The organism is Mesorhizobium sp. BR1-1-2, from assembly GCF_020165435.1.
Classification (GTDB): domain Bacteria; phylum Pseudomonadota; class Alphaproteobacteria; order Rhizobiales; family Rhizobiaceae; genus Mesorhizobium.
In genome coordinates this window covers 185,333-199,969 of the sequence record NZ_JAIUID010000002.1, presented here as the reverse complement: position 1 = coordinate 199,969, position 14,637 = coordinate 185,333, and the positions used below count along the sequence as shown (strand labels likewise).

15 protein-coding genes are annotated in these 14,637 nt (G+C 62.0%); 9 read left to right on the top strand and 6 right to left on the bottom strand.

Annotation, left to right across the window (positions count from 1 at the left end; genetic code table 11):
- Positions 1 to 5: 5 nt before the first annotated feature.
- Entirely contained in the window at positions 6 to 653 is a 648-nt protein-coding gene (locus LB551_RS04290; RefSeq protein WP_224658342.1) for an amino acid ABC transporter permease, read from the bottom strand.
- A gap of 56 nt (positions 654 to 709) precedes the next feature.
- Positions 710 to 1,492 carry an ABC transporter substrate-binding protein gene (locus LB551_RS04285; RefSeq protein WP_224658341.1) on the bottom strand — a complete coding sequence of 261 codons (783 nt, stop codon included), beginning with the start codon at positions 1,490 to 1,492 and terminating at the stop codon, positions 710 to 712.
- 133 nt (positions 1,493 to 1,625) lie between these two features.
- On the opposite strand from LB551_RS04285, the gene LB551_RS04280 reads away from it, so the two are divergent.
- The 9 genes from LB551_RS04280 to LB551_RS04240 all read left to right on the top strand — a co-directional run bounded on the left by LB551_RS04280 (position 1,626) and on the right by LB551_RS04240 (position 9,267).
- Entirely contained in the window at positions 1,626 to 2,585 is a 960-nt protein-coding gene (locus tag LB551_RS04280; protein ID WP_224658340.1) for a LysR family transcriptional regulator, read from the top strand.
- Positions 2,586 to 2,710: 125 nt separating this feature from the next.
- A complete protein-coding gene (locus tag LB551_RS04275; RefSeq protein WP_006206067.1) occupies positions 2,711 to 2,959 on the top strand; it encodes a ParB N-terminal domain-containing protein in 249 nt (82 codons plus the stop codon).
- Positions 2,960 to 3,166: 207 nt separating this feature from the next.
- A complete protein-coding gene (locus tag LB551_RS04270) occupies positions 3,167 to 4,123 on the top strand; it encodes an alpha/beta fold hydrolase (RefSeq protein WP_224658339.1) in 957 nt (318 codons plus the stop codon).
- A gap of 149 nt (positions 4,124 to 4,272) precedes the next feature.
- On the top strand, positions 4,273 to 4,668 hold the full coding sequence (locus LB551_RS04265) for a GFA family protein (protein ID WP_224658338.1): 396 nt from the start codon (positions 4,273 to 4,275) through the stop codon (positions 4,666 to 4,668).
- Between the two features lie 270 nt (positions 4,669 to 4,938).
- Entirely contained in the window at positions 4,939 to 5,136 is a 198-nt protein-coding gene (locus tag LB551_RS04260; protein ID WP_140493757.1) for a hypothetical protein, read from the top strand.
- Between the two features lie 271 nt (positions 5,137 to 5,407).
- Entirely contained in the window at positions 5,408 to 6,280 is an 873-nt protein-coding gene (locus LB551_RS04255; protein WP_224658337.1) for an undecaprenyl-diphosphate phosphatase, read from the top strand.
- Positions 6,281 to 6,487: 207 nt separating this feature from the next.
- On the top strand, positions 6,488 to 7,114 hold the full coding sequence (locus tag LB551_RS04250) for a transglutaminase-like cysteine peptidase (RefSeq protein ID WP_224658336.1): 627 nt from the start codon (positions 6,488 to 6,490) through the stop codon (positions 7,112 to 7,114).
- Positions 7,115 to 7,245: 131 nt separating this feature from the next.
- Positions 7,246 to 8,031 (top strand): phosphodiester glycosidase family protein, encoded by a 786-nt coding sequence (locus LB551_RS04245; protein WP_224658334.1) that lies wholly within the window; start codon positions 7,246 to 7,248, stop codon positions 8,029 to 8,031.
- A 171-nt stretch (positions 8,032 to 8,202) separates the two neighbouring features.
- A complete protein-coding gene (locus LB551_RS04240) occupies positions 8,203 to 9,267 on the top strand; it encodes a GH25 family lysozyme (RefSeq protein ID WP_224658332.1) in 1,065 nt (354 codons plus the stop codon).
- A 114-nt stretch (positions 9,268 to 9,381) separates the two neighbouring features.
- Here LB551_RS04240 and LB551_RS04235 read toward each other — a convergent pair whose 3' ends face one another.
- The 4 genes from LB551_RS04235 to LB551_RS04220 form a co-directional block, all read right to left on the bottom strand.
- A complete protein-coding gene (locus LB551_RS04235) occupies positions 9,382 to 9,588 on the bottom strand; it encodes a type II toxin-antitoxin system HicB family antitoxin (protein ID WP_224658330.1) in 207 nt (68 codons plus the stop codon).
- A gap of 4 nt (positions 9,589 to 9,592) precedes the next feature.
- Positions 9,593 to 9,751 carry a type II toxin-antitoxin system HicA family toxin gene (locus tag LB551_RS04230; protein ID WP_224658575.1) on the bottom strand — a complete coding sequence of 53 codons (159 nt, stop codon included), beginning with the start codon at positions 9,749 to 9,751 and terminating at the stop codon, positions 9,593 to 9,595.
- A 66-nt stretch (positions 9,752 to 9,817) separates the two neighbouring features.
- Positions 9,818 to 13,585: a vitamin B12-dependent ribonucleotide reductase gene (locus tag LB551_RS04225; protein ID WP_224658328.1), complete on the bottom strand. Its 3,768-nt coding sequence runs from the start codon at positions 13,583 to 13,585 to the stop codon at positions 9,818 to 9,820.
- Between the two features lie 665 nt (positions 13,586 to 14,250).
- Entirely contained in the window at positions 14,251 to 14,562 is a 312-nt protein-coding gene (locus tag LB551_RS04220; protein WP_224658325.1) for a PilZ domain-containing protein, read from the bottom strand.
- Positions 14,563 to 14,637: the final 75 nt, after the last annotated feature.

The window sequence follows — 14,637 nt, the reverse complement described above, 5'->3', positions numbered from 1 at the left end:
GCCCCTCAGACGATTGCGAAGCGCTTGTCGAGCAAGTCGACGACACGGGCGACGGCATAGACCATGATCATGTAGAGCAGGGCTGCGATGCCGAAGATCTCGAACGGCTTGTAGGTGGAGCCGATGAAGCGCTGGGCGGTGTAGGTCAATTCCACGACCGAGATGGTAGACACCAGTGCCGACCCTTTCAGCAGCGCGACCGTGTTGACGCCGAGCGGCCGGATCATCAGTCTGGCGGCCTGCGGCAGCACGACCTTGCGCAAGGTCTGGAACCGGCCGAATCCGATCGTGCGCGCCGCCTCCGTCTGGCCGCGGTCGACCGCCACCACGGCGCCGCGGATTGATTCCGCCATATAGGCGCCGATGTTCAGCCCGAGGCCGATCACGCCGGCCGCGAACGGATCCAGATTGATGCCGATCTGCGGACCGCCGAAATAGAGCACGAAGAGCTGGATCAGGCAGGGTGTGCCGCGAAACAGGCTCACATAGAGCGTGCCGACGGCCCGCAGGACCGCCGATCTCGACATTCTTGCGGTCGCGGCCAGTGCTGCCGCGACCAGCCCCAGAACCAGGGCCAGCGCTGTCAGTTCCAGTGTCACCAAGGCGGCTTCCACGAAGAACGGGAAGACGCGCTGCATCAAGGAGAAATCCATGCAATGGCCCGTGGCTCTCGGCTTCAGGCGGCCTTGACCGCCGAAGCCTGACGAAGTTAGCGGATGTCGCTGCCGATCCAGTGCATGGATATCTTCTGGTAGGTGCCGTCGGCCATCATGCGGTCCAGCGCCTTCTGCATGGCGGCCTTGAGCTCCGGATTGTCCTTGCGGATAGCGATGCCGATGGCGACACTGCCGCCTTCGATACCCGGCGTATCGAGCTTGCGCACCTTCTCGCCGGTCTCCTTGACGGCGACCATGACCGGAATGTTGTCGACGACGATGGCGTCGACGCGGCCCGCCTTCAGCTCCAGCAGCAATTCCGGCAGCCCCTTATAGGTGCGGATGTCCCAGCCGCCCTGTTGGCGCGCCCATTTCTCATGCGTTTCGCCGAGCGTCACGCCAAGGGTCTTGCCCTTGAGTTCGTCGAGGCTCTGCACCTTGGAATCCTGGTTGACGAAAACCGCGCGGCCGGCGTGGTAGTAGGGGCCGACGAAATCGACCACCTTCTCACGCTCCGGCGTGATCGTCATCGAGCCGACCACGGTGTCGTATTTGTTGGCGAGCAGGCCGGCGATGATGCCGTCCCAGGCGGTGGTGATGATGGTGCCCTTCACGCCGATGCGATCGGCGATCGCCTTGCCGATATCGGCGTCGAAGCCGACGACCTCGTTCTGATCGTTGACGAAGTTGAAAGGCGGATACTGTCCGCTCATGGAAATCTTCAATTCGCCCGCCGCCTTGATCTTCTCGAGGTCGTCGGCCCGAGCCGAGACGGCTGCGAAGGAAGACGCAAACAGCAGCGTCGCCACGGCAATACCGGAAAATATTTTGTTCATCTGATTCCTGTCCTCTGGATGGAGCGCGACGGCTTGTTCTTGGGAGGCGTTGGAGCGCTCCTGAGGTCAATGATTGCCTTTGCGGCAGTATTGCGCAAATAGATAATGGAAATAGGGAGCATAGATATCAGGAATGGCATTGCCGCGCCCCGAACGGCTGGTCTGGGATCTGGACTGGAACCTCCTGCGGACATTCGTCGTCATCGCGGAGGTGAAGAGCATCACGCGTGCCGCTGAGAGGCTGAACCTGAAGCAGCCAAGCGTCAGCAATGCGCTGCGGCGGCTGGAAGACCGGGTCGGCCGGCGGCTGGTCGAGCGTGACGCGACACGCTTCGAGCTCACCGAGGTTGGAGGGCTTCTCTACGAGCAGAGCGTCGAGGTGTTCGGCACCATATCGCAGCTGCCGCTCTTGATGCGCGGCATCAGCGACGATGTCACCGGCCATGTCATGATCGCGACCGCCAGCCATGTGGTCTCGCCGCTGTTCGACCGGGCGCTGTCGGAATTCCACCGCAACTATCCGCGCGCCAGCATCACCATTTCGGTCGCGGCAAGCACGGAAGTGGCCAAGCAGGTGAGGGAGCGCCGTGCTTCGTTTGGCGTCTGCCTGGTCAGCCAGCGCGATCCGGCGCTGCAATACGACATGGTCTATCGCGAGTTCTTCGGCTTCTTCTGCGGGCCGCGGCACAGGCTCTACGGGCAAACCGGACTGAGGCTCGCCGATCTCCGCGACGAGCCCTCGGTATCGTTCCAGACCGACCATATATCGGATGCGCTGCGGCCGGTCGCGCTGTTGCGCAGCGAAGCACGGCTGAACGCGGATGTCGTGGGCGTGTCGTCGAGCCTGGAGGAGGTGCGGCGCATGATCGTCGCCGGGCTCGGCATCGGCCCGCTGCCGCTGCATGTCGCGCGGCGCGATGTGGCCGACGGCACGCTCTGGCGGCTGCCGCCCTACGATGCCCCGCCGGCTATCGACATCTTCCTGCTGGTCAATCCGGACAAGGCTATGAACCGCGCCGAGAAGGCGTTGCTGTCGGGCCTGCAGACGCTGATCGCCGAAACGCCGCTCGAGGACCGTATCTACAAAGGCTGATATGCAATATCGAATGTGCGGCGGCAGACAAACCCGCTTGCCTCCCTATTCGTCGCCATGCCCTTGGCCCTCGTCAACAAAGCGACTATCTCAGGACAAGGCGGCGTTCCGCCCAGGGGGTTGACGTGCTCAGAGTGCAGAAGGTCAAGGTCGACGACATCTACGTGCCGACGGCGCGCAAGAAGACGCTGCATCCCGAGACGGTCCGTCATCTCGCCGAGGACATATTGGAGAACGGTATGAAGATGCCGATCCAGGTCCGCCACGACGGCAAACGGCATATATTGGTCGAAGGCCTGCACCGGCTGGAAGCGGCCAAGTGGCTCGGCGAGACCGAGATTGATGCCTATCTGGTGCAAGCCAAGCGCCACTGAGGCGTCCTCGATTTCGCCGTTGCTCCCCATCCACGGGAAAGCCCCAGAATTTCTCCTTGATGATGTCGGTTTGCATTTCGTTGGTTCGTCCTTGGGACGGAAGCCGGGTCAGACCAATATTCTTGATCGGTTTTCGCGCGGGTTGGGGCCGATGGACCAGCCAGCTCAGGAACGCACCGACACACGGACAGACTGGAGGAGATCGATATGTCCAAAGCCCTGCTTTTCGCCATTCTTGCTTCGGCCGCGGCGCTTCTCGCCTGTCCGGGCATCACCAACGCAAACGAGGTAAAATCTGCCATGACGACCGAAGCGAAGACACCGCCGAAGCCTGAAAAATCCGGACTGCTGCCGATCAACGGCCTGAACTACTATTATGCCGTCCACGGCAAGGGTGAGCCGCTGCTTCTGCTGCATGGCGGTCTCGGCACAGCGGACATGTTCGCCCCCATCCTGCCAAAGCTTGCCGAACATCGCACTGTCATCACCGTCGACCTGCAAGGCCATGGCCGCACCGCGCTTGGCGACCGGCCGTTCACGCTGGAGGCGGTGGGTGACGACATGGCCGATATCGTCAAGGCGCTCGGCTACGATCATGTCGACGTCATGGGCTATTCGCTGGGTGGCGGCGTTGCCTTCCGCATGGCTGTCCAGCATCCCGAAGCGGTGCGCCGGCTTGTGCTGGTCTCGACCGGCTATGCCGCCGACGGGTTCTACGACGAGATGCGCCCGCAGCAGGCGCAGGTGAGCGCGGCCGCCGCCCCCTTCATGAAGGACACGCCGATGTACAAATCCTACGTCGCCGTGGCGCCGCATCCCGAGGAGTTCCCGAAGCTGCTCGACACGCTCGGCAACTTCATGCGCCAGAACTACGACTACTCGGCCGATGTTCCCAAGCTCAAGATGCCGGTCATGCTGGCCTATGGCGACAGCGACATGTACAAGCCCGAGCACGAGATCAAGTTTTACCAGATGCTCGGCGGCGGGTTGAAGGACGCTGGCTGGATGCGCGAGAACCTGTCGCGGAACCGCCTGGCGATCCTGCCCAACCGCACGCACTACGACGTCTTCTTCGCCCCGGAACTGACTGCGGCAGCACTGCCGTTCCTCGATGGTCAGACCAAGGTGAAGAGCTGGGACGAGGTAGTCGGCGAAACCGAATAGCTTGTCGGGTATTGAGTGCCGGCAGTCTCCTTTGAGGCGGCCGGCAGTTTCATCGCAGCCGTCGATGGGATCGCATCAATGCTTTTGAATTGACCCAATGTCGGGCGTCGATAGTCTCGCATCAAATCCTCTCGGGAACGGATACGGCAATGGCTAAATATCAGGGCGGATGCCTGTGCGGAGCGGTGCGTTATCGCGCCGACGTCGAGCCCGTCAACGAACGCATCTGCCATTGTCGGCTTTGTCAAAAAGCGATCGGCGCCGCCTTCAATGCGCGTGTGCTGTTTCGCATCGAGGATGTGACGGTCGAAGGGCCGTTCGCGATTGTGAACAGCTCGCCGGATATCAAGCGCGGGTTTTGCCCCAGCTGCGGCACGACGATGTTTTCGCGGCGCGATGCCGCCGGCATCATAGGCGTCACCACCGGCTCACTCGATGATCCGTCCGTCTTCAAGCCGCAGATGCACATCTGGACCGCCTCCAAGCAACCTTGGGTGGTGCTCGATGACGGCTTGCCGCAGCACGAAGGCGCGCCGCCTGCCTAAGGCCTCCGGCCTCCCTTTTCGACTTATGAAAGAAGATGGATCGGGGATCGAGCGCCGAGACGGTTGAGGCGTGCTGGATGAAGTGTGGCACTGCCACGCATCCACCCTTCGGGCCAACAGAGGGATGAAGTCACGTGACCATGACAAAAATTAATCGAAACAGTCACGAAATAATCGAAACAGTCACGCGAAAGCCGGCAAAGCGTCATTGGCGAGCCATCATTGTCTCCCTATTTAACCGGTGCGGGCCGGCATTCGAGGAGACGACGGATGAACGACAGCATCAGTACCCTGGACGAGCTTTTGAGCGATCCGATGGTCCTGCTTGTGATGGAGCGCGATCGTGTGCGCCCGGAACAGGTGCGCATGCTGCTCGAACGGGCGCGTCGGCCTTCCGTCGAGGAGCCGGTTGTCCCGCCGGCGCACGTGATCGCCAGGGCGTGCCAGAAACTCTGGCTGTGCCCCTGATCGCGGCTGTGCCCCCGATCGCATCGTGATTTCCTCCAGTTTTTGCAGACCGACCCAACGGGCCGGTCTTGACTGCCTGGCGCTGCCAGCGCGCCGAGGCGGCGCGGTGTTGATATTCGAACACGCCTCCGCACCGGTGGCGTCCATTCCCGGGCGCCAGTTCACAAATCCGTAAATTGATTTTCCGCCCCATGGCGGTATGGCTTGCCTCGGGCCGATTGTCACCAGTCGTTCTCCGCGCAACTCCGATCTCTCCGACATGGAATTCGACATGGCCGACAGCTGCATGCAAGGCATGGACATGGGCTTTGTCGGCCTGGGCTACGCCAAGGTCGCATTTCTCGGCTTGGTGCAAGGCATCACCGAACTGCTGCCGATTTCCTCGACCGCCCACATGCGCGTCGTCCCGGCGGTGCTGGGCTGGCAAGATCCCGGCTCCGCTTTCTCCGCCGCCATGCAGCTTGCGGCCCTCGCCGCGGTGATCAGCTACTTCTGGAACGATGTCAGGGACATCCTGTCCGGTTCGCTCGGCGCCTTGAAACGGCGCGATTTCGCCGACCGGCATTTCCGGCTGGCGCTCTGGATCATGCTGGCGACGATCCCGATCGTCGTCGCGGGCGTGGCTCTGTCCGGCGTGCTCAACGCCTGCAATTCACCGCTGCGCGGCCTCGGGGTCGTCGGCTGGGCCTGCATCGCTATGGCACTGCTGCTGGCGCTGGCCGAACTCCGTGCCCGCCATGCGCGCACCATGGGCCAGGCGTCCATGGCCGATGCGCTGCTCGTCGGCGTCGCCCAAATCGGCGCATTGATCCCGGGCGTCTCGCGGTCCGGCTCGACCTTGACGGCAGCACTGGGGCTCGGCTTCAAGCGGGAAGAAGCGGCGCGCTTTTCATTCCTGCTGGGGCTGCCGGCCATCGCGCTCGCCGGTCTCAAGGAGCTCTGGGAACTGCACAAGGCTCATCTCGATGCCCAGGGCTGGTCGATCCTCGCGGTCGGCCTGGTCGTCGCCTCGCTATCCGCCTTCTTTGCTATATGGAGCCTGATGCGCGTGCTGGAACGCTTCTCAGCCTGGCCTTTTGTCATCTATCGTGGCGTGCTCGGCATCGCCCTGCTGCTGGGGCTGGCGATGGGATGGTTTGCCTAAAGCATTCCAGGAAAGTGCGTAGCGGTTTTCCGCCGGCTTCACACAAGGACTAAAAGGCACTTCCAGGAATGTGCTTGCCGGTGTTGCTTCGGCGCAACCCTGGTCGGGCATGCGTCGATCGCCAAAGATGTGATCGGCCGCCTTCATTGACTCCGGGCAAAATCCATCTTTAACGTTCTGTTAACAAAAATAGATGGGTGGGGCCGTATGGCATCCTCGGTGGGTTGGCGCCGCAAGGCGACGGGTTTGGGGTTCGCGTTTGCGCTGACGGCTTTTTGTTCGGCCGCGGGTTTGGCGAATGCGGGACCGCTTTCCATGACCATCGGCGGGCAAACCTCCCAGCCGATCGGGCACTATGATTTTTGCAAGATCCATTCCGCCGAATGCTCCATCCGCTCGCCCGACAACGCGCCGGAGAGCATGACCGGCCAGCTGTTGCGGGAAATTTCCGCCGTGAATCTCTCGGTCAACACCCGCGTCAAGCCGATGAGCGACATCGACAATTACGGCAAGGACGAGTGGTGGGCCTATCCCGACAACGGCTTTGGCGACTGCGAAGACTACGCGCTTGAAAAGCAGCGCGAGCTCAAGGCCGCCGGCATTGCCATCGCCAATCTGCTGATGACGGTGGTGCGCAAGCCGGACGGCGAAGGCCACGCCGTGCTCACGGTGCGCACCGACAAGGGCGATTTCATCCTCGACAATCTCAGCGACAAGGTTCGCCTCTGGAACCAGACAGGCTATCGCTACCTGAAGAGACAGGCGAGCGACAACAGCGGTCGCTGGGTTTCCATCCTTGGCGGCGACGAGCGGCTCGTCAGCTCTGTTCAATGATGTCGCCGCTTTCTGATATCGGCAGCCGCACTTCGACCTTGGCCGTCTGATCCATTCCCGCTTGGGACCGGTCTTGCGTCGTGCCGGCGAATGCTGGCAGCGGCTCGTTGGACTGGCAATCCGGTGCGCACATGGATCTTTTGACTGTCCTCCAATCCGCGCCTTTGCTGCTCGCGCTGATCAAGACCGCGCTGCCGTCGGCGGCGGCGATCGGCATGGGGTTCGGCCAGTGGCTCGCCTCGTTGCCGCCGTGCCGCGACTTCGCCTTCGAGGCCACCAGCTATCTCGTCTGTGAGGTCGATCCCAAACACTATCGGATCGAACTGTTCTGGAAGGACCCCGCCGGCAAGCCCTATCAGTCGCTGCACAATCTCGACGACGCCCAGCGGCGGGCCGGGCGCACGATGCTGTTCGCCATCAATGCCGGAATGTACCATCCAAATCTCGCGCCGGTCGGCCTGTATGTCGAGCGCGGGCAGGAACTGGCCTCGGCGAAGGTCGGGTCGGGAAGCGGCAATTTTTCGCTCCAGCCCAACGGTATTTTCTACATCAGAGACGGCAAGGCCGCGGTCCGCGCGACAAGGGATTTCCTAAAGAAGCGTCCGCCCACCGACTATGCCACGCAGTCCGGGCCGATGCTGGTGATCGACGGCCGATTGCACCAGAAATTCCGGGCCGACAGCACCTCGCGCAAGACGCGCGACGGTGTCGGGGTGCGAAGGGACGGTGTCGCCGTCTTCGCCATTTCGAATGGCACGGTGACATTCCATGCATTCGCACGCCTGTTTCGCGACGGGCTCGGCTGCGACAATGCGCTGTTCCTCGACGGGTCGATATCGAGCCTGCTCGCGCCGGCTATCGGCCGCAATGACGACTACTGGAATCTGGGGCCGATGATCGGCGTCTTCAGGCGATAGGATCGGCAGGCCTAGATTGTGCTTCTGACCGCGCACGGCCGACACTCGGAACCGTGCCCAACATGCTTAAAAACTTGATTCAATCTTTATTGGTAATTTCCCGTTCATAACTAGACCTGGTTTGTCCGTCGGCCGTCGCCTTCGGTCTGTTGTGTTTGAGTACAGGTCCAGATGCGGTTACCAGGCGCCGTCAGTTTCGTGATCGCATCCCTGTGCCTTGCCGGCTGCTCATCGACATCGGGCATGGACGCGCTGGACATGCAGAAACCATCGAACGAGATCACCAGCTCGGTCGTGCGGCCCAGCGCGCCGATCGCATCGGTCCCAGTGAGAAAGGCTGAACGCAGAGTGGCGGAAGCCGTGCCGGCGGACGAGAATGTCCGGCCTTACGGCCTGGCCGAGGAAGAGACGGTGGCGTTTCCGGCGACCGACCTGCCGGACAGCGTGGAGCCGCCGGTCGTCGAGCCGGCGGCGCTGGTGTCGCCGCCGAAGCTCTTGTCGCGGGCAGCCCCTGCGATGCTTGCCGGGCCGGTCACGCGCTACGGCTTTCGCGATGCCAAGCCGATCAATTTCGGCCGCTCCTCGCCCCGCCACCTTGCCGTGCATGGTGTCGACGTGTCGCGCTGGCAAGGCAACGTCAACTGGGAGAAGCTGCGCGCACAGGGCGCCAACTTCGCCTATATCAAGGCCACCGACGGTGGCGACCATCTCGATCCCCTGTTCATGAAAAACTGGCGCAACGCCGACGCCGCCGGACTGAAGCGCGGCGCCTATCACTTCTTCTACTGGTGCCGCACCGCCGGCGAGCAGGCCGACTGGTTCATCCGCAACGTGCCGAAGGTCGACGGTGCCTTGCCGCCGGTGATCGACGTCGAGTGGAACGGCGAATCCAGCTGCAAACGGCGCCCGTCGCGTGAAAAGGTGCTGGAGAAGATGCAGGTGTTCATGGACAAGCTTGAACGCCACTACGGCCAGCGACCCATCATCTACACCGCGCCCGATTTCTACCGCGACAATCTCCGGGGCGAATTCCTCGATTATTCATTCTGGCTGCGCGCTGTGGCGCAGCACCCCTCAAAAGTCTATCCCGGCCGCAAATGGCTGTTCTGGCAATATTCCGGCTCCGGCCTGTCGCATGGCGTCACCGGCCGCATCGACCTCAACGTCTTCCACGGCGACGAGCGGCAATGGCGCGCCTGGGCCGGCGGCCGCCAAATGGTGGCCGACGCGGATTGAGGCGGCGCCATTCGCCCCGTCCTAGCGTCTGTTTGAGCTGCTTGCTCTTGCCGTTGACCCCTCGCTCCGCGAAAGGGCCCCCAAGCACCGTGTTGAGCAGTGCCTGGATATAGACTATGCCTCTACATATTCCGCCAAGCTCACACTTTCGGGCACATCCAGCCCATCGGCTCGCAAGCCCTCGATATGGAAGCGTATTGCGTCCCGAATCTCGGTTTCCACCTCGGGCACCGTCGCGCCAGTCGCGATGCAGCCGAGTAGGTCCGGCACATAAGCAGAAAAATTATTTCCTGCTTTCTCAATCACGACCGCGTAACGCATGTCGTCACTCCTTTAAACCGGACTGCTTGAGGATGCTGTTCAGGGTTCCTGGCGCAACCTCTTCAGACGGCTTGCCGGCCACGGGGACGCGGCCGGCTTTGGCACTGTGCTTATATACTGGCGATGGCTTATACTGGCGATGGCTGCCCTTGGTTGCAACCAGATATCAGCCATCGGTCTCCAGCAAGCGAATGACGTCGCGGACTGTAAGCCGAGGCGGCATCAGCCCTCAGCTACACCCGCTGGTGCTTCCACACGTATCGCACTTCTCGCAGGTGCCATTCCGCACCATGGTGAAGTTATGGCACTCGGAGCATTCGTTGCCGGTGTAGCCCTGCATCAGCGATTGCTGGCGCCGGGTGGCGGCAAGCGCCTTGGCTTCCGCGGCCTCGTGCGCGGCGGTGTCGGTGAACAGCCCCTCGACGCCGGAGGCTTCGGCTTCCTCGTAGACGATGTCCTCGACCAGTTCCCTGGCGCGTTCCTCATAGTCGCGCTTGTAAGCGATGGCCTCGTCGCTCGCCGGCTTCAGCGCCAGCACGTTGGAGCCGGAGAAGGCCGTCGGCGCCACGCGGGCAGGGGCCGTTGCCGGGCCAGAACCGCCAAATCCCTTGGGCTCGGCACCCGACACCAGCTTGACCGGCGAGGCACCGCGATAGAGTCCCTTGGAGAAGGGCGTGGCCTTGCCTTCGGTGATGCCGCGGCCGAGTGCCGTCTTGTCGAAATCCGATTGGTCGACATGGGCGAGGTCGTGGCGGTTGAGATAGGACACGGCAAGTTCGCGGAACACGTAATCGAGGATCGACGTGGCGTTCTTGATCGCGTCATTGCCCTGCACCATGCCGGCCGGCTCGAACTTGGTGAAGGTGAAGGCTTCGACAAATTCCTCGAGCGGCACGCCATATTGCAGGCCGAGCGAGATGGCGATGGCAAAATTGTTCATCATCGCCCGGAAGGCAGCGCCTTCCTTGTGCATGTCGATGAAGATCTCGCCGAGACGCCCGTCGTCGAACTCGCCGGTGCGCAGGTAGACCTTGTGGCCGCCGACGACTGCCTTCTGCGTATACCCCTTGCGGCGGTTCGGCAGTTTTTCGCGGTCGCGGTAGAGACGCTCCACGACGCGCTCGACGATCTTTTCGGTGACCTGCACCGCACGCTGCGCGGCTGGGGCGGCGATCAGCTGCTCGATGGCTTCGTCCTCGTCGTCCTCTCCATCGGCGAGCAGCGAGGAGTTCAACGGCTGCGACAGCTTCGAGCCGTCGCGGTAGAGCGCGTTGGCCTTGAGAGCCAATTTCCACGACAGCATGTAGGCGCCCTTGGCGTCCTCCACCGTCGCGTCGTTCGGCATGTTGATGGTCTTGGAGATGGCGCCGGAGATGAAGGGCTGTGCGGCCGCCATCATCTGGATATGGCTGTTGATCGACAGCGAACGCTTGCCGATCTTGCCGCAGGGGCTGGCGCAGTCGAACACGGGGAGGTGTTCGGCCTTGAGGAAGGGCGCTCCCTCAAGCGTCATCGCACCGCAGACATGGATGTTGGCGGCTTCGATGTCCTTCCTGGAGAAGCCCAATGCCGGCAGCATCTCGAACGAGAAGTCGTTGAGCTGCTCGTCGGTGAAGCCAAAGGTCTCCTTCACCCAGTCGGCGCCCAGCGTCCACTGGTTGAAGACGAACTTGATGTCGAAGGCCGACTTCAGCGCGGCATTGAGCGCCGCGATCTTGTCGTCTGTGAAACCCTTGGCCTTGAGCGAGCCGGGGTTGATGCCGGGCGCCTGGTTGAGGTTGCCGTGGCCGACGGCGTAAGCCTCGATCTCGGCGATCTGGCTTTCCGAATAACCCAGCGTGCGCAGCGCTTCCGGCACAGCGCGGTTGATGATCTTGAAGTAGCCGCCGCCGGCGAGCTTCTTGAACTTCACCAGGGCGAAGTCGGGCTCGATGCCGGTGGTGTCGCAATCCATGACGAGACCGATCGTGCCGGTCGGCGCGATCACGGTTGCCTGCGCGTTGCGATAGCCATGCTCCTCGCCGAGTTCGATGGCACGGTCCCAGGCAGCCTTGGCGTGCGTCGCCAGGTCCTGCTGCTTGAGGTCGGAAGCGACCAGCGGCACCGGATTGACGGCCAGTTTCTCATAGCCGTCCTTGTCGCCATAGGCGGCGCGGCGATGATTGCGCATGACGCGCAGCATGTTCTGCGCATTACGGTCGTAATCGGGGAAGGCGCCGAGTTCGGACGCCATTTCGGCCGAAGTGGCGTAGGCGGTGCCGGTCATGATGGCGGTCAGCGCAGCGCAGATCGCGCGGCCCTCATCGGAATCATAGGGAATGCCGGAGGTCATCAGCAGGCCGCCAATATTGGCGTAGCCGAGGCCGAGCGTGCGGTATTCGTAGGAGAGCTTGGCGATCTCCTTCGACGGAAACTGCGCCATCATGACCGAGATCTCGAGAACGATGGTCCACAGCCGCACGGTGTGCTCGTAAGCGGCGATGTCGATCGTGCCGTCCGCATTGCGGTAGGGGAGCAGATTGATCGAGGCGAGATTGCAGGCCGTGTCGTCGAGGAACATGTATTCCGAGCACGGGTTGGAGGCGCGGATCGCACCGGCGGACGCGCAGGTGTGCCAGTCGTTCATCGTCGTGTTGAAGTGCAGGCCCGGATCGGCGGATGCCCAGGCGGCGTAGCCGATCTTTTCCCAGAGATCCCTGGCCTTCAGCGTCTTCAGCACCTTGCCGTCCTTGCGGGCGGTGAGATGCCAGTCGGCATCATCCTCGACGGCGCGCAGGAAATTGTCCTTCAGCGACACCGAATTGTTGGAGTTCTGGCCCGACACGGTGAGGTAGGCATCGGAATCCCAGTCGGTGTCGTAGGTCTTGAACGACATCGAGGTGTAGCCCTGCCTGGCGAACTGGATGACGCGGTAGATGTAGTTCTCCGGCACCGCGGACTTCTTGGCCGCCTTGATCTCGCGCTTCAGTGCGGTGTTGACGGCGGGGTCGAAGCAGTCGTCGTCATGGCCTTCGCAGTTGACGCAGGCCTTCATGATGGCTTCGAGATGCTTCTTGACGATCTTGGAGCCGGTCACCAGCGAGGCGACCTTCTGCTCTTCATTGACCTTCCAGTCGATGAATTCCTCGATGTCGGGGTGATCGGCGTCGACGATGACCATCTTGGCGGCGCGGCGCGTCGTGCCGCCCGACTTGATGGCGCCCGCAGCGCGGTCGCCGATCTTAAGGAAGCTCATCAGTCCGGACGAACGGCCGCCGCCGGACAGCTTTTCGCCCTCGCCGCGCAGCAGCGAGAAATTGGAGCCGGTGCCCGAGCCATATTTGAACAGGCGCGCCTCGCGCACCCACAAATCCATGATGCCGCCCTCATTGACGAGGTCGTCCTGCACGCCTTGGATGAAGCAGGCATGCGGCTGCGGGTGCTCGTAGGAGGATTTCGACTTGGTCAGCTTGCCGGTGAACGGGTCGACATAGAAGTGGCCCTGGCTCGGGCCGTCTATGCCATAGGCCCAGTGCAGGCCGGTGTTGAACCATTGCGGCGAGTTCGGCGCCACGCGCTGGGTGGCCAGCATGTAGGCGAGCTCGTCGCGGAAGGCGCGCGCGTCTTCCTCCGACTTGAAATAGCCGCCCTTCCAGCCCCAATAGGTCCAGGTGCCGGCCAGACGGTCGAAGACCTGGCGGGCATCGATCTCGGAGCCGTAGCGCTCGGCTTCCGGCAGCTTGGCAAGTTCGGCCTCGTCGGCGACGGAGCGCCACAGGAAGGAGGGAACATCGTTCTCCTCGACCTTCTTCAGCCGCGCGGGGACGCCGGCCTTGCGGAAATATTTCTGCGCCAGGATGTCGGCGGCGACCTGCGAGAACTGCGCCGGCACGTCGATATTGTCCAAGCGGAACACCACCGAGCCATCCGGATTCTTGATCTCGGAAAGCGCCTTGCGGAATTCGATCTCCGCATAAGCAGATTGGCCTAGCTTGGTGAAACGACGCTCGATGCGCATTGGTCCGGTCCCTTTTGTCTATATATAGCGCTTTTCCCGAGGGATTTCTGCCCCAAAGGTGAAACGCGCACTCCGCCGTCTGCCGGCGTTCGAAAACGGCCGGCTCTCCATTTTCGCGGTCTCTGTCCGACTTGCTGGTCAAACTTCTCGCGAAGCGCCTGTCCAGCTCACCGACGAACCCGCGGGTCCCTCAAAACTGATTTTTTCCGATTCCCTCACTCGAGGGAAATTCACATTATCTAGCGTCGAACCTGCCTGCAAACACTAAATATAGTGTTAACAGACAATTTATTCCAGTCCGACAATTCTCCCTTTATCGCCCAGGCCCCCACAATCCCAACGCTTCCGCCAGCCTCGTAAACAGGCGGAAATGTGGGGAAAAACGCACATAATCCGGGAAAAAGACCGGGCTCAGAACTTTCCGGTCGCGCTCTCAACAGGAGCGCATGGCCTATAAAAGGCGACTCGTTTTGCGCCGTCAAGGATTCGTTTGCGTAGCTTTTATGACCCCAACATCTTGTGTGTCACACATGTGGATAACGGGGATAGAATGAAGGTGCGGCAGTCGCCGCTCGCCGAGGGGAAAAAGGTGCGCTTGTCAGGCTCCGCGATGGCGTGGGGGCGTCATCCAGGCACCGACTGCCTGGCACATCCGGCGTCGCGGATCAGCCGTAGTGCGTCCTGGGCTTCGGCTCGGTTCCGGTGAACTGCACCCCGATCCGGCCGTTGCGGCGCCAGCGGACCTCGCATCGATAGCCGATGCCGTCGACGGGCACATAGAGAAGGAAGCGATCCGGAATTCTTGCTTCGGGGGGAATCTTGAGTTCGGCGCCGCTATCATTTTGATTGCGCAGCGTGCAGCCAACTTCCGAATTCGAGATGCCGGTAATGATCGTGGCGCCCTTGAGCACGCGCTGGCGATGCTCCCGCTTGTGCTCGTCGGATCGCTCTGGAATGGGATTTGCGGGATTTGTCATCGGTGAAACGCCAGGATCGGATCAGATCCTATTGCGTCTTCATTAGCAAAGCATTCACGCCGGCGGGCACGACCC

Coding starts and splice junctions, on each gene's coding strand:
- LB551_RS04290 (WP_224658342.1), bottom strand. CDS start 653: ATGGATTTCTCCTTGATGCAGCGCGTCTTCCCGTTCTTCGTGGAAGCC.
- LB551_RS04250 (WP_224658336.1), top strand. CDS start 6,488: ATGGCATCCTCGGTGGGTTGGCGCCGCAAGGCGACGGGTTTGGGGTTC.
- LB551_RS04280 (WP_224658340.1), top strand. CDS start 1,626: ATGGCATTGCCGCGCCCCGAACGGCTGGTCTGGGATCTGGACTGGAAC.
- LB551_RS04240 (WP_224658332.1), top strand. CDS start 8,203: ATGCGGTTACCAGGCGCCGTCAGTTTCGTGATCGCATCCCTGTGCCTT.
- LB551_RS04265 (WP_224658338.1), top strand. CDS start 4,273: ATGGCTAAATATCAGGGCGGATGCCTGTGCGGAGCGGTGCGTTATCGC.
- LB551_RS04225 (WP_224658328.1), bottom strand. CDS start 13,585: ATGCGCATCGAGCGTCGTTTCACCAAGCTAGGCCAATCTGCTTATGCG.
- LB551_RS04245 (WP_224658334.1), top strand. CDS start 7,246: ATGGATCTTTTGACTGTCCTCCAATCCGCGCCTTTGCTGCTCGCGCTG.
- LB551_RS04285 (WP_224658341.1), bottom strand. CDS start 1,492: ATGAACAAAATATTTTCCGGTATTGCCGTGGCGACGCTGCTGTTTGCG.
- LB551_RS04260 (WP_140493757.1), top strand. CDS start 4,939: ATGAACGACAGCATCAGTACCCTGGACGAGCTTTTGAGCGATCCGATG.
- LB551_RS04220 (WP_224658325.1), bottom strand. CDS start 14,562: ATGACAAATCCCGCAAATCCCATTCCAGAGCGATCCGACGAGCACAAG.
- LB551_RS04270 (WP_224658339.1), top strand. CDS start 3,167: ATGTCCAAAGCCCTGCTTTTCGCCATTCTTGCTTCGGCCGCGGCGCTT.
- LB551_RS04235 (WP_224658330.1), bottom strand. CDS start 9,588: ATGCGTTACGCGGTCGTGATTGAGAAAGCAGGAAATAATTTTTCTGCT.
- LB551_RS04255 (WP_224658337.1), top strand. CDS start 5,408: ATGGCCGACAGCTGCATGCAAGGCATGGACATGGGCTTTGTCGGCCTG.